Origin of the sequence: Hafnia sp. CBA7124 (assembly GCF_002355555.1) — a bacterium.
In the GTDB taxonomy this organism is placed as follows: Bacteria; Pseudomonadota; Gammaproteobacteria; order Enterobacterales; family Enterobacteriaceae; genus Hafnia; species Hafnia alvei.
In genome coordinates this window covers 3268260-3282960 of the sequence record NZ_AP017469.1, presented here as the reverse complement: position 1 = coordinate 3282960, position 14701 = coordinate 3268260, and the positions used below count along the sequence as shown (strand labels likewise).

Annotated in this window: 17 protein-coding genes and 1 other RNA gene; 5 read left to right on the top strand and 13 right to left on the bottom strand. The window is 49.7% G+C overall.

What is annotated here, in order from left to right; all coding sequences use genetic code 11:
• The first annotated feature begins 11 nt into the window (after positions 1-11).
• Complete coding sequence (amtB, locus tag CPY98_RS15105) at positions 12-1301, top strand: ammonium transporter AmtB (protein ID WP_096388290.1); 1290 nt, start codon at positions 12-14, stop codon at positions 1299-1301.
• Positions 1302-1382: 81 nt separating this feature from the next.
• Here amtB and tesB read toward each other — a convergent pair whose 3' ends face one another.
• Positions 1383-2243: an acyl-CoA thioesterase II gene (tesB, locus tag CPY98_RS15100; protein ID WP_096388288.1), complete on the bottom strand. Its 861-nt coding sequence runs from the start codon at positions 2241-2243 to the stop codon at positions 1383-1385.
• A gap of 292 nt (positions 2244-2535) precedes the next feature.
• Here tesB and CPY98_RS15095 point away from each other — a divergent pair, with 292 nt between their 5' ends.
• Positions 2536-3054 carry a YbaY family lipoprotein gene (locus CPY98_RS15095; RefSeq protein ID WP_025799960.1) on the top strand — a complete coding sequence of 173 codons (519 nt, stop codon included), beginning with the start codon at positions 2536-2538 and terminating at the stop codon, positions 3052-3054.
• A gap of 47 nt (positions 3055-3101) precedes the next feature.
• On the opposite strand, the gene CPY98_RS15090 is transcribed toward CPY98_RS15095, so the two are convergent.
• Complete coding sequence (locus tag CPY98_RS15090) at positions 3102-3440, bottom strand: MGMT family protein (RefSeq protein WP_043494994.1); 339 nt, start codon at positions 3438-3440, stop codon at positions 3102-3104.
• Positions 3441-3643: 203 nt separating this feature from the next.
• Here CPY98_RS15090 and ffs point away from each other — a divergent pair.
• Positions 3644-3740, top strand: an RNA gene (gene ffs, locus CPY98_RS15085) — signal recognition particle sRNA small type.
• Positions 3741-3923: 183 nt separating this feature from the next.
• Positions 3924-4346 carry a lysozyme inhibitor LprI family protein gene (locus CPY98_RS15080; protein ID WP_226929814.1) on the top strand — a complete coding sequence of 141 codons (423 nt, stop codon included), beginning with the start codon at positions 3924-3926 and terminating at the stop codon, positions 4344-4346.
• Between the two features lie 199 nt (positions 4347-4545).
• On the opposite strand, the gene CPY98_RS15075 is transcribed toward CPY98_RS15080, so the two are convergent.
• The 5 genes from CPY98_RS15075 to copA all read right to left on the bottom strand — a co-directional run bounded on the left by CPY98_RS15075 (position 4546) and on the right by copA (position 8989).
• Positions 4546-4749, bottom strand: a complete 204-nt coding sequence (locus tag CPY98_RS15075; protein ID WP_025799954.1) for an HHA domain-containing protein — start codon at positions 4747-4749, stop codon at positions 4546-4548.
• Positions 4750-4768: 19 nt separating this feature from the next.
• Positions 4769-5137 (bottom strand): Hha toxicity modulator TomB, encoded by a 369-nt coding sequence (gene tomB, locus CPY98_RS15070; protein WP_025799952.1) that lies wholly within the window; start codon positions 5135-5137, stop codon positions 4769-4771.
• A gap of 513 nt (positions 5138-5650) precedes the next feature.
• On the bottom strand, positions 5651-5791 hold the full coding sequence (ykgO, locus tag CPY98_RS15065; protein WP_004091741.1) for a type B 50S ribosomal protein L36: 141 nt from the start codon (positions 5789-5791) through the stop codon (positions 5651-5653).
• Positions 5791-6063 (bottom strand): type B 50S ribosomal protein L31, encoded by a 273-nt coding sequence (locus CPY98_RS15060; protein WP_043494989.1) that lies wholly within the window; start codon positions 6061-6063, stop codon positions 5791-5793. Before CPY98_RS15060 ends, ykgO begins: the two co-directional genes overlap by 1 nt.
• A gap of 166 nt (positions 6064-6229) precedes the next feature.
• Positions 6230-8989, bottom strand: a complete 2760-nt coding sequence (gene copA, locus CPY98_RS15055) for a copper-exporting P-type ATPase CopA (RefSeq protein WP_096388286.1) — start codon at positions 8987-8989, stop codon at positions 6230-6232.
• Between the two features lie 122 nt (positions 8990-9111).
• Here copA and cueR point away from each other — a divergent pair, with 122 nt between their 5' ends.
• Complete coding sequence (gene cueR, locus CPY98_RS15050; protein ID WP_043494954.1) at positions 9112-9519, top strand: Cu(I)-responsive transcriptional regulator; 408 nt, start codon at positions 9112-9114, stop codon at positions 9517-9519.
• 44 nt (positions 9520-9563) lie between these two features.
• Here the strand turns inward: cueR and CPY98_RS15045 are convergent, their stop codons facing one another.
• The 6 genes from CPY98_RS15045 to hutI form a co-directional block, all read right to left on the bottom strand.
• On the bottom strand, positions 9564-10016 hold the full coding sequence (locus CPY98_RS15045; protein ID WP_043494953.1) for an NfeD family protein: 453 nt from the start codon (positions 10014-10016) through the stop codon (positions 9564-9566).
• A complete protein-coding gene (locus CPY98_RS15040; protein WP_025799893.1) occupies positions 10016-10933 on the bottom strand; it encodes an SPFH domain-containing protein in 918 nt (305 codons plus the stop codon). The genes CPY98_RS15045 and CPY98_RS15040 overlap by 1 nt, the downstream gene beginning before the upstream one ends.
• 129 nt (positions 10934-11062) lie before the next feature.
• Complete coding sequence (locus tag CPY98_RS15035) at positions 11063-11662, bottom strand: HutD family protein (RefSeq protein ID WP_096388284.1); 600 nt, start codon at positions 11660-11662, stop codon at positions 11063-11065.
• Positions 11659-12393 carry a histidine utilization repressor gene (gene hutC / locus CPY98_RS15030; RefSeq protein WP_096388282.1) on the bottom strand — a complete coding sequence of 245 codons (735 nt, stop codon included), beginning with the start codon at positions 12391-12393 and terminating at the stop codon, positions 11659-11661. The genes CPY98_RS15035 and hutC overlap by 4 nt, the downstream gene beginning before the upstream one ends.
• Before the next feature lie 12 nt (positions 12394-12405).
• Positions 12406-13359 (bottom strand): formimidoylglutamase, encoded by a 954-nt coding sequence (gene hutG / locus CPY98_RS15025; protein WP_096388280.1) that lies wholly within the window; start codon positions 13357-13359, stop codon positions 12406-12408.
• Positions 13356-14606, bottom strand: coding sequence for an imidazolonepropionase (hutI, locus tag CPY98_RS15020; protein WP_096388278.1), 1251 nt, complete (start codon positions 14604-14606; stop codon positions 13356-13358). The genes hutG and hutI overlap by 4 nt, the downstream gene beginning before the upstream one ends.
• Between the last annotated feature and the right edge of the window lie 95 nt (positions 14607-14701).

Below are 14701 nucleotides of genomic sequence, written 5' to 3'. Positions count from 1 at the left end.
ATGGATTAATGATGAAAACACGCTTATCCACTTTAGCTCTGGGGAGTGCTTTATTACTACCCGGTGCCGCTATGGCCGCAACGCCAGCCGTAGCAGACAAGGCTGATAACGCCTTTATGATGATTTGTACTGCGCTCGTTTTGTTTATGACCATCCCTGGCATTGGCCTATTTTACGGTGGATTATTACGTTCTAAAAACGTGCTGTCGCTGATGACGCAGGTAATGGTGACGTTTGCCGCCATCTGTGTGCTGTGGGTTGTCTATGGCTACTCTTTGGCGTTTGGTGCTGGTAACGCCATTTTCGGTAATCTAGATGAAGTGATGCTGAAAGGCATTGGGCTAACCGATTTAACCGGATCATTCTACAAGATGATCCACGTTGCGTTTCAGGGCTCATTCGCCTGTATTACCGTGGGTCTGATTGTGGGCTCGTTTGCAGAACGTATTCGTTTTTCGGCGGTGCTGATTTTCGCCGTGTTATGGTTCACGATCTCCTATATTCCGATGGCTCATATGGTATGGGGCGGCGGATATTTAGCGGCAGACGGCGCGCTGGACTTTGCAGGTGGAACGGTCGTGCATATTAACGCTGCGATTGCCGGTTTGGTCGGTGCGTATCTGCTAGGCAAGCGTGCAGGATTTGGCAAAGAAGCCTTTAAGCCCCATAACCTACCGATGGTCTTTATGGGGACTGCGATTCTGTATATCGGCTGGTTTGGCTTTAACGCAGGCTCGGCAAGTGCAGCGAATGAAATTGCCGCGCTGGCCTTTGTGAATACGGTGGTGGCGACGGCGGGTGCGATTCTATCTTGGGTATTAGCGGAGTGGATGACGCGCGGAAAACCGTCTCTGCTGGGTGCGTGTTCAGGTTGTATCGCTGGGCTGGTTGCGGTGACGCCTGCCGCGGGCACCGTTGGTGTGGGTGGCGCGCTGTTGCTCGGCTTGATTGCAGGTGTCGCTGGGTTGTGGGGCGTGGTGATGCTGAAACGCTGGCTGAAGGTGGATGATACCTGTGACGTATTCGGCGTGCATGGTGTGTGCGGTATCGTGGGATGTTTAGCCACGGGGATCCTAACCGCAACGTCTTTGGGAGGAACCGGCTATGCCGAAGGGGTGACCATGGGCCATCAGTTCGGCGTGCAGGCACTCAGCGTTGTGGTCTGTATCGTTTGGTCTGGCGTGGCTGCGTTAATTGCCTTTAAGATTGCCGATGTTTGTGTAGGTCTGCGTGTGCCGGAAGAACAAGAGCGCGAAGGTCTGGACGTCAATAGCCACGGTGAGAACGCGTACAACCAGTAGTTTTCTTCTTCAATCGTGCAATTGCAGATGTGAAAAGGGCGGAGAAATCCGCCCTTTTGTTGTAAGGATGATATTTGGATTTTACGAACGCTGGCGGATCACGCCTTCCTGAACCGTAGAGGCAATCAGTTCACCGGCTCGGTTGTAAAATTGTCCTCGTACAAAACCGCGAGCGCCAGACGCAGAGGTGCTCTCAACTGCATAAAGCAACCACTCATCCAAGCGGAACGGGCGATGGAACCACATCGAATGGTCAATCGTTGCGACCTGCATGCCAGACTCTAAGAACCCTTTACCGTGTGGCTGTAAGGCGGTTGGCAAGAAATTGAAATCGGACGCATATCCCAGTAAGTACTGATGAATGCGTGGGTCGTCAGGCATTTCGCCATTGGCTTTGAACCAAACGTTACGGATAGGTTCTTCTACTTTGCCCATCAAAGGGTTATGGAAGCTCACCGGACGCATTTCTAACGGTTTTTCACAGGTAAATTTTTCACGCACGGATTCTGGGATGAGGTGTGCCATGCTACTGGCAATTTCAGATTCAGATTTTAATGATTCAGGCGCTGGTACATCGGGCATCACGTTCTGATGTTCGAAACCCTGTTCGGCAGTTTGGAAAGATGCCGTCATGTAGAAAATAGGTTTACCGTGTTGCACCGCCTTCACCCTGCGCGCGCTGAAACTATTACCGTCACGCAGATTTTCAACGTCATAGATTATCGGCTGGCTGCTATCGCCGGGGCGGAGGAAATAGCTGTGAAAGGAGTGAATATTGCGCTCTAAAGGCACCGTTTGTTTCGCGGCATAGAGCGCTTGACCAACCACCTGACCGCCAAAAACTTGACGTAAGCCAAGATCTTCACTCTGCCCGCGATAGATCCCTTCTTCAATTTTTTCCAGATCTAACAGATCGAGTAAATTTTTTAATGCCTGACTCATGAGTGAGATCCTAATTAACCAGTGTTGAAAACAGGAGCGAAACTCCCAACTGCATTATCAATTATGGCAGAACTTATCACAAAACTATTTAAGGGTTCGCCATCGTTTCTAGGGTTCAATTATCTGAAAATGTTAATGTAAAGTAGATAAAACTGGAAAACTCAGCGCTTTGTGCCATGCTTATCAAGTATCTTAGTTTAAGAAACTATTTTAAGAGGCTCGTGTCGGTTGCTTAATATGCTTTTGTAGATAGGCATTCGACAACAAAAATAAAAGGAAGGAGACCGAACTTATGAAACTCTGGAAAATTGTAGGTGGTGTACTGATGACCGCAACGGTTGCTGGCTGTTCTTCAAATGCTGCTGATGTCCCAACGCCTGCTCCAGGTAATCAAGTGACTGCAGATGCGTCGCAGATTAGCGGCCCAGCGGTGCGCGGTAGCGTGAATATTCGTCAGCGTATCGCTTTGCCACCAAATGCGGAAGTTACGGTCACCTTAGCCGATGTTTCTCTGGCGGATGCGCCTGCTCGCGTGCTGTCACAGAAAGTGTTCCGCACCGATGGCAAACAGCCACCTTATAACTTTGTTCTGCCGTTCAATCCTCAGGATATTCAGCCAAACCAGCGCATTAACCTGAGCGCGGCAATCAAAGTCGACGGTCGCTTAGTGTTCATCACCGATACGTTGAATGAAGTGGTAAATAACAACGCGGGTACGCAGAAAGATCTGGTCTTGGTGCCTGTTTCTGCTGATGGTGCTGCCACCGTGCTGAGTGAAAAAAAGAAGGTTGAAGGAACATCACCTTTCTAATATTCGTTTAGGCGATATGAAAAACCTGCCCACTGTGGCAGGTTTTTTTATGGCTGCGATGGATCCCATCCGTAAAGAGCTAAATCGATAACGCCGCTCGCGTTGAAGGTGATGCCTTCATCTTGCAGAGCAGTACGTTGGCGCGTGTAGTCAGGGCCAATCAGAGAGATGTTGCCGCTACGATTGACGACGCGATACCAGGGAATTGATGAGCCCTTAGGGAGCTTGCGTAAAATACCACCGACCTGTCGTGCCGCGCGTGAAGACCCCGCAAGGCGAGCTATTTGCCCATATGTTGCCACTTTTCCATAGGGGATAGCGTGAATTGACATCAAAACACGTTGGCGAAAGTTATCTTCAGGTACCGATGGGGTATCGTTTGGCATAAGGCATTGAAATTCAAAATGAGTGGCTCATGGTATGAACGCAGTTTGCCATAAGGGGCTGATGGATAAAATGATTGTTTAATAAAACGACGTTCGGCAGCCTTAGCCTTGCTTTTCGCCGAGTCATCACTGATAATGCCCCCGCACTGAAGTGATGCATGACGTTATGCAGTAATCATTCAGTTGCTCATCAATGGAGGCCCTGTTGGTTCTCCCGCAACGCTAACTTGTGAACTCGGTCAGATCCGGAAGGAAGCAGCCGCAGCAGGCGACGTGTGTGCCGGGATGTAGCTGGCAGGGCCTCCACCCATTTAAGCCCCCCATATTTTCTTAACGTAAAATCATTCGTTTTTTTCATCTTTAGTCAGCTATTCTCAAATTCGTTGTATTGCCCTATCTATGATCGTTTTATCACAGCTGTAATATGCAAATGTGACAGAAGGTGTATATATTCTTTCTATTGGATGTATTGATGAGGTTGTCATGATGAAAAAAGGGTTACTGACAATAGTGCTATTTTTATGCAGCGTATCAGCACATGCAAAAGCGCCTTTGGGAAAGGATATCGATGATTCCCTGGCACGCTGTAAAAATGTGGCTTCTGCGACACAAGCTATTTCTAGCTGTTACCAGACTGCCATGAAAGCGTGGGATGCCGAGTTAAATAATCAATATAAGTTATTACTCAAAGATCAATCAGTGGCTGCTCAGGAAAAACTAAAAATTGCGCAAAGAGGGTGGGTTAAATATAAAGATGATTACTTTCTAGCGATAAATGCGTTTTACCAACAAGAGCAGGGGACCGTATGGGGTCTGGTTGCGGCTGAAACCAAGCTCAATGTGATTAAAGAAAAAGCTATTGACCTAGATAGATTGCGTCGTAGTACGAACTTATCGGGTGAATAGAGCAAGCAAAGGCCAGCGTATATAAGCGTTATTGGCCTTTACTGTTTTTCTTTCTGGCTGCTGAAACAGTAGCACCTAATGTAAGATGCAAAAATACAAATGGAAAAACACTGATGATTAATCCAATTGATAAAAGTGTTTATTAATCGTTAAGCAATAAATAAAGGTAATTTCTTAGGTGATAATTTAGGTTAACTATTTAGCGAACATACTTCCAAACTTCAGCAGGGATCTTATCATACAGTTTGTTCATGGTGAGTTCGGCCAAACGATGGTCGGCGGCTGAGTAGAAAGTTTCTAGCTCATCGTCGGATAGCTCATATTTGTTTTTTTCAATTACGCGCTCTAAAGTTTCTAACGTTGTACACTTTCGTAAGCGCATAAGGTAATCAATTTTAGTCATAGGAACTCCTGATCTAAGGTTAAAAGTTCAACGCGGATGCTGGTTTTTCACCCGCTAAATAACGCAAAATACGGCCTTTTACTTTAAGCCATTTTTTTAGTTCTGGTTCGTTTATGCTGTAATTACTAAACAGACTGTAAGTTTCGTCAAGATACTCATCTAATATTTCAGTTAATTCTGAACTCTTTGGATACTTAATCTTGAACGTTAAACCGAACGTTGCGATATGTTCGTTTAATTCATTGAGTTGCAGATTAGCTACAGCAGTTGGGTCATTAACCCAGCCATGATGGCTATCACTCAGAACTTCCATTCCCTGATTATACAGCATATTACACAGGTATTTCAGTTCAGTTATATCGTGCTGATAAGACGTGTACTCATCCATATCATGCCTCCATCTTGCTCAACGTTGTCTCAACGAATTAGTCTATGTCGTCGTGAAGCACAACAATAAACATCAAAAGCAGTGTACAACCATCAGCATTACTAAAGGCCGCAGCATCATAGCAAAAGCACATCTAGATTGGCGATAATTTGTGTTAATAAGTATTTAATTAAGACGCTTCGCGTGTTTTTTAAACACTTTTCAGAAAACTCTAAAGCAAATCATCCTTGCGGTTCTAAAGGTGTTTAACTAATTAAGCATAGGGTAATGACTTGAAGATAATTATCTCTTTATGATTATTGCACAAATAGGCATCTAACCAAGGAAATTTTACCTTTTATTACGCTGTGTTTATGTGTCTTGGTGTGCTAACGAAGTACTAAAAAGCTGATTTGTTTTTTTTCAATATGTTGGATGTAAGATTGGGCATAACGCAGAGTAAACAGGATAACGAGATGAAGAGGTAGCAGCAGCCCCACGATGTGGGGCTGTGGTGAGTAAAAAGGGTCATATTTAGCGTTTTTTCTTTCCTCCTTGCACGGCTTTGAAGCGTGGGTTTGACTTACAAATAACGAATATGCGGCCATGGCGTTTTACGATTTTACAATCTGGGTGGCGCTTTTTGGCGGATCGTAATGAGCTTAAGACTTGCATTAGTTGGCCTCTGCGGTTTTTTTCTTCGTCATAAAGTGACCGAAACGTTGCTGGAATTTGGCTGCGCTGCCTTCTTTAGAAAACTCTTTCTGCTTCCCTGTGTAATACGGATGCGAAGCGGAAGAGACATCTAGCGTGACATACGGATAACTTGCCCCATCCAACTCGATAGAGCGGTCGGATTGGATCGTTGAACCGATTTTGTAATAGGCGTCTGCCGTTGTGTCGTGGAAAACCACGGTGCGATAGTTTGGATGGATATTGGTTTTCATTTTTTCGCTCTTAATTGATGTTATAACATAACAATTATTATGCGGCGCATTTTTTGCCGATGCAAGCGGATTGTTGATCAGGATTTTTAAACTGATGAAAAGCGAGCAAGAAGGGCAATAAAAAAGGCCGCATATGCGGCCTTTTAGGAGGGCTACCGATCAAGGTCTATTTAGCCTGTGATTTGGGTTTAAACCGCAACAGGCGGTTAGCGTTACTCACCACGGTAATGGATGACAGCGCCATAGCTGCTCCGGCAACCACTGGGCTAAGCAGGGCGCCGGTTAACGGATACAACACGCCGGCAGCAATCGGAATACCCAGCGAGTTGTAGACGAACGCGCCTAACAGGTTTTGCTTCATATTGCGCAACGTGGCACAGGAAAGTTCCACCGCGTCAGCCACACCATTCAGGCTATGGCGCATCAGCGTAATCGCCGCGGTTTCAATGGCGATATCACTGCCACCGCCCATCGCAATACCCACATCAGCCTGAGCTAAAGCAGGGGCGTCGTTGATACCATCGCCAACCATCGCAACTTTATGTCCTTTAGCCTGTAACGCTTTGATCGCATCGGCCTTACCTTCAGGTAGTACGCCCGCGATAACCTGATCGATGCCCGCTTCTTTAGCAATTGCATTCGCCGTGAGTGGGTTATCACCGGTTAGCATCACCAGCTGATAGCCCAAACCATGCAAGCGTTGCAGTGCTTCCACGCTGTCGCTTCTTAGCGGGTCACGAATAGAAAGCAATGCGGCAGGTTTCCCGTCTGCGGATAACAGTACCGGCGTTATCCCGCGTTCGGCCTGCTGTTTAAGCAGGGATTTAGCCTCTGAAGTATCAACCCGTTGCTGCTCCATGAGCGCGTCGTTCCCCAACAGCAACGAATGTCCATCAACGTCACCGCTGACGCCAAGACCACGTAACGTGCGGAACTGGGTAACTTCAGGGATAACCAAACGATCGGCTCGTTCTGTGATTGCGCGTGCCAATGGATGGTTTGAACCCACTTCTAAGGCCGCAGACCACTGCAGCGCCTGCGCTTCGCTAACGCCGTTAAAGGTGTGAATTTCAACCACTTTTGGCTGGCCTTCAGTCAATGTACCGGTTTTATCGAATACCAACGTATCGAGTTCACTGGCGCGTTGTAATGCGTCGGCATCACGTACCAATACACCCAGCTCAGCGGCTCGCCCAACACCGGCGATGATCGACATTGGCGTTGCTAAACCTAAGGCGCATGGGCAGGCAATAATCAGTACCGTGGTCGCCACCACCAATGTATAAACTATTTGCGGCTGTGGGCCGAAGAAATACCAGATCAGGCCGCTAAACACCGCAATCCCAACGACGGTAGGGACAAAAACTGCGGAAATGCGGTCAGCCATTTGCCCAATTTCAGGCTTGCTGCTCTGTGCTTGGCGCACCAATTTAATGATGCGCGCCAGCGTTGTTTGACTGCCGATGGCACCCGCACGGAACAGAACGCTACCATCTTGCACGACGGTACCCGCATGCACCGGATCGCCTGAGGATTTCTGCTGTGGAATCGGTTCGCCGGTTAGCATGGCCTCATCCATCCATACTTCGCCGGAAATAATCTCACCATCAACCGGAACCCGATCGCCGGTGGTTAAGCGTAGCGTCATACCAAGCTTAACCTCGGACAGCGGTAACGTTGTCTCTCCCTCTTCGGTGACCACGCGAGCGGTCGGCGGGGTTAAATCCAACAGACGCTCAAGTGCTTTGGAAGAACGTTGGCGTGCTCTGGCCTCCATGGCGTGCCCGAGGTTGATCAAACCAATAATCATCGCACTGGCTTCGTAGTAAAGATGACGTGCTTCCATCGGGAACACATCTGGCCACAGCGTTACCGTAATGGAGTAGAGCCACGCGGCACCGGTGCCTAATGCGACCAAAGTGTCCATGGTGGCACTACGATTCATCAGACTACGCCACGCGCTGCGATAGAAATGCCCACCGGCAAATACCATTACGGCAAGAGTCACCAGACCAACGATCAGCCAGTTATTCTGGTTACTCGCCGTGAGCTCCATCGTTCCACCGAAGAGCCCCCATGCCATCAGCGGTACACCCAGCCCTAAGCCCAAAGCGGCCTGCCAGCGGAATTTTTTCACCGATTTTTCCGCTGATTCCTGCTGGCGTGCACGACGTTTCTCTTCATCTTGAATGATTTCAGCACCGTAACCGGCTTTTTCAACGGCGTGTATTAAGGCATCAGGATCGCTATGCCCGGTGACCAATGCGCTACGTTCGGCAAGGTTTACGCGGGCTTGTTGAACACCGGGGACGCTCTGCAAAGCATTCTGCACTTTCAGTACACAGCTCGCGCAGCTCATGCCGTCGAGCAACAGCTGAACGCTATCGTCATCGTCAGAAGCGTTTGGAGTTGCTGTCGCCGGAGACGTTGTTTCAGCCGCTGCCAGAGTTTCCGGCGCTTGTGGTGCTGTCGAGTTTGCTGTTGCAGACTGTGTCAGCGGCTCAGTTTTTGGGTAGCTTTCTCCACTTGCCAATGAAGCCTCATAGCCAGCGGCTATAACGGCATTAATCAGCGTGGTTGGATCGGCGGAACCATAGACTTTGGCGTCGGTTAATGAAACTTCAACCGCGTCAACGCCAGCAACGGCCTCCAGCGCTTTGGTGACACTGGCGGTGCAATGGCCGCAGCTTAGGCCGCTTAGCGCCAGCTCTACGTCAGGCACTCCCGCAACCGTGGCATGGTAGCCCGCTTGCTCTACGGTTGAGATAATCGCCTGAGCATCGGCATCACCGGTGACTTTGGCATAGCGTGGATTATTCAGCTGGGCCAGTTCAATATCAGAGCGAGCCTCCAGCGCGGTTTTGACTTTTTTCGCACAGTTCATGCAGGACAAGCCTTGCAGCGCGAACAGTTGAGTTTGTGACATAATAAAATCCTCTCGAGTATTGCCCAATGAACACGTGCTGTTGTTGGGCGAATCACATGGTATTCTTCACTTGGACTAAGCTTAAACCTTCCTGCAAGGGTAAGGTCAAGAGGGGAGGCAGAATGAATATCAGTGAGGTTGCCAAGAAAACCGGACTCACCAGTAAAACCATCCGTTTTTACGAAGAAAAAGGGCTGATGACTGCGCCAAATCGCGCTGATAACGGCTATCGGTTCTACGGTGAAAAACATATTGAAGAGCTCACGTTGCTGCGTCAGGCGCGGCAGGTGGGCTTTACGCTGGACGAATGCCGTGAGCTGGTCGGGCTTTTTCATGATAAAAGCCGCCATAGCGCCGACGTTAAGCGACGTACGTTAGAGAAAGTCGCTGAGTTGGAACGACATATTGAAGAATTGCAGCAGATGCGCCACCGGTTGATGGCGTTAGCCGATGAGTGCCCCGGCGATGAAAGTGCGGATTGCCCGATCATTAATAATCTGGCGGGGTGCTGCCACGGGCATACGGCTTAAGTGGTTTATCCCCCGGCAAACCTCTGCGCGGGGGATTGGGCGATTTAAATACTTTTCACCACTAACGTAATACCTTCTACGTCGATAACTTCAACGACGGCACCGATCGGTAATTCCTGCGAACAGGTGACTCGCCAACTGCTGTCGCCGATACGGATGCGTCCATTGCCGTTGACGATCGGCGCTTCAAGCGTGGCACGCGCACCAATAAGCTGGCGGCTACGTTGATTAAGCAGGTCATCGTTATTTCTTGATACCGGCTGGCTGCGTCTCAGCCAGCGCCACCAAAGTAGCGCGGTGGCGACGGTGATGATAGCAAACAGCGTTGCCTGCCATTCCCAGCCAAACGGAAGTACCCACGTCAGCAGGCCAACCAGCAGCGCTGAAATGCCGCACCACAGCAGGTATCCGCCAGCGCCTAATAACTCCGCAGCTAATAGCACACCGCCCAGCGACAGCCAAAAACCATGCGGATTTTGGGCAATGTAATCAATCATTATGATTTGCCTTTAACGGGTCCTGTTTCTTTCAGCAATTCAGCGATACCGCCGATGGAGCCCATCAGATTGCTGGCTTCCAGCGGCATCATTATCACTTTGCTGTTAGTGGCAGAACCGATTTTTTGCAGCGCGTCAGTATATTTTTGTGCCACGAAGTAGTTAATCGCCTGAATGTTCCCTGCGGCAATCGCTTCTGACACCATTTTGGTGGCCTGAGCTTCAGCTTCCGCGGCACGTTCGCGCGCTTCTGCCTGCAAGAATGCAGACTGACGTTCACCTTCGGCTTTCAGGATCTGAGACTGCTTTTCACCTTCGGCACGCAAAATAGCTGCCTGACGCACACCCTCCGCTTCGAGAATGTCTGCACGTTTGGTTCGCTCGGCCTTCATTTGGGCGTTCATGGAAGCAACCAGTTCGACCGGCGGACGCACGTCGCGGATTTCGATACGCGTGACTTTTACGCCCCAAGGATTAGTGGCTTCGTCAACGATATGCAGCAAACGGCCATTGATGTGGTCACGTTGTGACAGCATTTCATCCAGTTCCATCGAGCCCAGAACGGTACGGAAATTGGTCATGGTTAAATTGACAATGGCACGTTCTAAATTGCTCACCTCATAGGCGGCGCGGGCTGGGTCGATAACCTGAATAAAGCAAACGGCATCGATGGTGACGTTGGCGTTATCCTTTGAAATGATTTCTTGGGCAGGGATGTCTAACACCTGTTCCATCATGTTGATCTTACGACCGACGCGATCCATGAATGGAATGATTAAATTTAGGCCAGGCATTAATGTTTTGGTGTAGCGGCCAAAGCGTTCAACGGTCCACTGGAAGCCTTGCGGCACGATTTTAATCCCTGACCATACGATGACCAACGCAACAACCACTAAGACGGGAATAACGGTAAACATCGACAACCTCCTGTTAGCGAACGGCCTCATACCGCACGATTGATATTAGTTTAACCAATCGTGCGTAAGACTGACATGATTAACAGGAATAAATCATTTTAGATTAACGAAGATTAAGACATCTCGGGTTTATTCATCAAATCCGGTTAATTCAAAGACCCCAAGATGGCCGTGACCGTCTAAATTAACGGTGTGAGTTTGTGGGCGAGGCGTGACTATAACGGCGCTGTCGTAGCGGTTTAGCGTAATTGATTCACCGCCGCCAATCGGCGTCAGTGAAATTTCGCCGTCGTGGCAGAATAAAATAATGGTGCTAGCGTGGCAGCGCAGTGGCGGCATATTCGGGCTGGTGGTGACCCACTGAAGGCGTGCGCCATAATAGCGTGGATCATAAATCAAATTCAGATCGCGTACTTTGCCATTGAGCAGCGTGCTGCTCACGCGACTGTCGCCGGAAAAGCGCTGGATGCCACAGGTCAAAATCGGTGGTTCAATACGTCCATCGATTTTTAGCTGCAAGCCATCACCTTCCAAAATGGAAAGGATGCGCTGATATCCCGTATAGCTGGAGAAATCACCGTCAGAGGAAACTTCTGCCATGGATAAACGCCAGCGGAAATCGCGCCCGCTTGGGGAATCCACTCGCATGATCTCCTGCGTAACGCCTTGTCCATTTTTCCAAGGCATAGCCTGATAATCAGCCCATCGTATGATCTGCCATTGATTCATGAGGTGAAATGTCCTTTTAAACGATGTCGAGTTCCGGGAAACAGCAATTTTGCAAAGGTAACATTATGATGTTTAGACCAAGTTCGACGTTCGATCAATAGGCAAGGCTCATTCGCCTGAATATGCAGCCATTGGCTTTCTTCTGCCGAAGGCAGCAGAGCTTCAACAATATGTTCCCCCTCGGTTAAGGGAGCCACGCGCGATAGGTAGTCGTGCGGTGTGATTTTGAGAAAGTCCTGCTTTAGGTAATCAGGCGCAACGACAGGATTCACATAGCGATTTTCAATTTGCACCGGCGTGTCATTTTCGTAATGCACGATGATGGAGTGAAATATTGGCGCGCCCACGCTGAGATTTAAGGCTGCGGCCTGTTCGCTATTGGCCTGCACTTTATCCAGCAAGATAATTTTGCAGTGATGGCGGTGATTGCGTGCCAGAATTTCGTCACGAATGCTGTGAACTTCAAACAGCGCAGATTGCCCTTTAGGTTCAGCAACAAAAGTGCCAACGCCCTGCATGCGCACCAGTAATCCTTGATGAGTTAACTCTCGCAACGCCCGATTGATGGTCATTCGGCTGAATCCCAGATGCGCGACTAGCTCGGCCTCTGAGGGAATGCGATAATTTGGCGGCCAAGCTCCGCTACTGATGTTATCGGTAATCATTTTTTTGACCTGCTCATACAGCGGCGCAGGCGTTGATAGCGGTGATAAATCAGCGGGAAGAGTCATGGATAACATTCCTTATGGGCAATCGCCGATGTTCCATTGATGTAGAATTTGCCATGCAATGCGTGCCGCGGTGCGGGCACCGAATTGCTGAATATCCAAAGAGGGATTGTATTCCACCAGATCCGCTCCCCACAATGACGGACTTTCACATATCGTACCTACTAACGGCAAAAGTCGTTCAATCGGTAATCCCACGGCGGCGGGCGCTGAGACGCCGGGCATTTGCCACGCAGGAAGTACGTCCAGATCGATCGTCAGATAAACGATCTCGCATTTCTCCATAAATACGCCGATCTGGCGATGCAGATCGTCGAGCGATCGCGTAAGCGCGTCGGTATCCCATACGATCTCAACGTTCAAGCGCTCGGCCTCGGTGACCAACGCCTGCGTGTTCGCTGCGAGGCTGGCGCCAACGCAGAGATAATGAAACGGTCGCTGGTTTTGCTCGCAGTAATGAGCGAGCTGGCGAAACGGCGTGCCCGATGTCGCCACGTCGTTGCGGCGCAGATCCAAATGAGCGTCAAAATTAATAATGCCGACGGTTTTGTCGGGATGCGCCTGATATATACCTAAACCGTGAGCGAAGGCGGTTTCATGTCCGCCGCCAAAGACTAAGGTTCTCACCCCTTGCTGGTGGTATTGCGTGACTTTCTGGCTAAAGAGCGCCTGTGCTTCTTCTAATGGGGTATCGCCAACGCGTAACGTGCCGCCGTCGGTGACGCGATCATGTCCAGCATGCGCAGCAAGATTAGCCAGCATTTTGCGCAGCGCATCGGGCGCTGCGGCAGCACCGGTGCGGCCATGATTGCGTTTAACGCCTTCATCACAGGCAAAACCGAGCAACACGATAGGGCGAGGCTCATTGTGTTGCCCAATGGTCTGAAATAAGCGTAACGCTTCAGGAGATTCCGCTAGATCGTTACGTCCTTGCCAAACGTCATTAGCGGTGGGCTGCCAGTGGCTCATTGCATTTCCTCATTTTCGCTCTGTTTTAGTGTCGCCTGACCCTGATAAACCCGCTGATACAGTGGATTTCGCCCCAGCTCATAAATCACTTCAACCGGTTTTTCTGCCTCCCACACCGCGAAATTAGCCTGAAAACCGGCGGCAAGCTGTCCGTGGGTGTGCTGGCGGTTTAACGCCTGAGCCGCATGTCGAGTCACGCCTAGCCATGCTTCTTCCGGCGTAAGGCCAAATTGCACGCAGGCCATATTCATCGCGAGGCGCAAAGACGCAAAAGGGCTGGTTCCGGGATTGAAATCGCTGGCTACCGCCATAGGAACGCGATATTCACGTAATAAATCCACCGGAGGGCGTTTGGTTTCGCGTAAAAAATAGAAGGCACCGGGCAACAGAACCGCCACGGTTTGGCTGTGCGCTAAGGCTTGAATACCGGCCTCATCCAGATGCTCAATATGGTCGGTCGACAGCCCGTGATAGCGGGCCACCAGCTCGCTGCCGCCAAGATTAGAAAGCTGTTCCATATGCCCACGCACAGGGATTCCGAGCTGCTTAGCGGCCGTGAACAGCTTTTCGCTTTGCGCGAGTGAGAAACCTACGCTTTCGCAAAATACATCGACCGATTCAAACAGTTTTTTCTCCCACAGCTGCGGTAGGATTTCCTCACAAATCAGGTCGATATAGTGGTCTGAGCGGCCATGATATTCCGGCGGCGTGGTATGTGCTGAAAGCAGCGTTGGGCTAACGTCGATGGCATTTTGCCGAGCCAGCTGCTGGGCAACGCGTAGCTGTTTTTCTTCATTGATAAGATCCAGACCGTAACCAGATTTCATTTCTACCGTGGTTACGCCCTCGTCCATTAAAGCCTGTAAACGCTGTTGGCTGATGCTGAGCAACGTATCCGGTGAGGCATCGCGCGTGGCGCGCACGGTTGAATTGATTCCGCCGCCTTTCTGGCTGATTTCGGTGTATGACACGCCGTTCAGGCGCTGTTCCCATTCGTAGGCACGATCGCCACCGAAGACTAAATGCGTATGACAGTCGATAAGACCAGGAGTTACGAGCCGATTCTGGAGATCGATCTGCTGGGGATGCTGCGCGGGAAGCTCATCCTCTGGGATCACCGCTATAATATGCTTATCGCGCACCACCAGTGCATGACGATCGAGAAGACCATAAGGCGCGTTGCTTTGTGCGCTCATGGTGGCTAAGCGTCCGTTGCGCCAAATAACGTCGGACTCCAATAAATTCATAGCATCCCCAAACCTGTATAGAGTTGTATATACATTTATTTTCGAAAGGCCGATGTGTGTCAAACGTTTTTGATGAAAATGTTATTTAATTGTGA

Bases quoted from the DNA above. Each gene is read 5' to 3' on its own strand.
- CPY98_RS15045 (WP_043494953.1), bottom strand. From the start codon at position 10,016: ATGATTGATTACATTGCCCAAAATCCGCATGGTTTTTGGCTGTCGCTG.
- ykgO (WP_004091741.1), bottom strand. From the start codon at position 5,791: ATGCAAGTCTTAAGCTCATTACGATCCGCCAAAAAGCGCCACCCAGAT.
- tomB (WP_025799952.1), bottom strand. From the start codon at position 5,137: ATGGATGAGTACACGTCTTATCAGCACGATATAACTGAACTGAAATAC.
- tesB (WP_096388288.1), bottom strand. From the start codon at position 2,243: ATGAGTCAGGCATTAAAAAATTTACTCGATCTGTTAGATCTGGAAAAA.
- CPY98_RS15060 (WP_043494989.1), bottom strand. From the start codon at position 6,063: ATGAAAACCAATATCCATCCAAACTATCGCACCGTGGTTTTCCACGAC.
- hutI (WP_096388278.1), bottom strand. From the start codon at position 14,606: ATGAATTTATTGGAGTCCGACGTTATTTGGCGCAACGGACGCTTAGCC.
- CPY98_RS15095 (WP_025799960.1), top strand. From the start codon at position 2,536: ATGAAACTCTGGAAAATTGTAGGTGGTGTACTGATGACCGCAACGGTT.
- hutG (WP_096388280.1), bottom strand. From the start codon at position 13,359: ATGAGCCACTGGCAGCCCACCGCTAATGACGTTTGGCAAGGACGTAAC.
- CPY98_RS15090 (WP_043494994.1), bottom strand. From the start codon at position 3,440: ATGCCAAACGATACCCCATCGGTACCTGAAGATAACTTTCGCCAACGT.
- CPY98_RS15035 (WP_096388284.1), bottom strand. From the start codon at position 11,662: ATGAATCAATGGCAGATCATACGATGGGCTGATTATCAGGCTATGCCT.
- CPY98_RS15040 (WP_025799893.1), bottom strand. From the start codon at position 10,933: ATGTTTACCGTTATTCCCGTCTTAGTGGTTGTTGCGTTGGTCATCGTA.
- copA (WP_096388286.1), bottom strand. From the start codon at position 8,989: ATGTCACAAACTCAACTGTTCGCGCTGCAAGGCTTGTCCTGCATGAAC.
- cueR (WP_043494954.1), top strand. From the start codon at position 9,112: ATGAATATCAGTGAGGTTGCCAAGAAAACCGGACTCACCAGTAAAACC.
- hutC (WP_096388282.1), bottom strand. From the start codon at position 12,393: ATGACTCTTCCCGCTGATTTATCACCGCTATCAACGCCTGCGCCGCTG.
- CPY98_RS15075 (WP_025799954.1), bottom strand. From the start codon at position 4,749: ATGACTAAAATTGATTACCTTATGCGCTTACGAAAGTGTACAACGTTA.
- amtB (WP_096388290.1), top strand. From the start codon at position 12: ATGAAAACACGCTTATCCACTTTAGCTCTGGGGAGTGCTTTATTACTA.
- CPY98_RS15080 (WP_226929814.1), top strand. From the start codon at position 3,924: ATGATGAAAAAAGGGTTACTGACAATAGTGCTATTTTTATGCAGCGTA.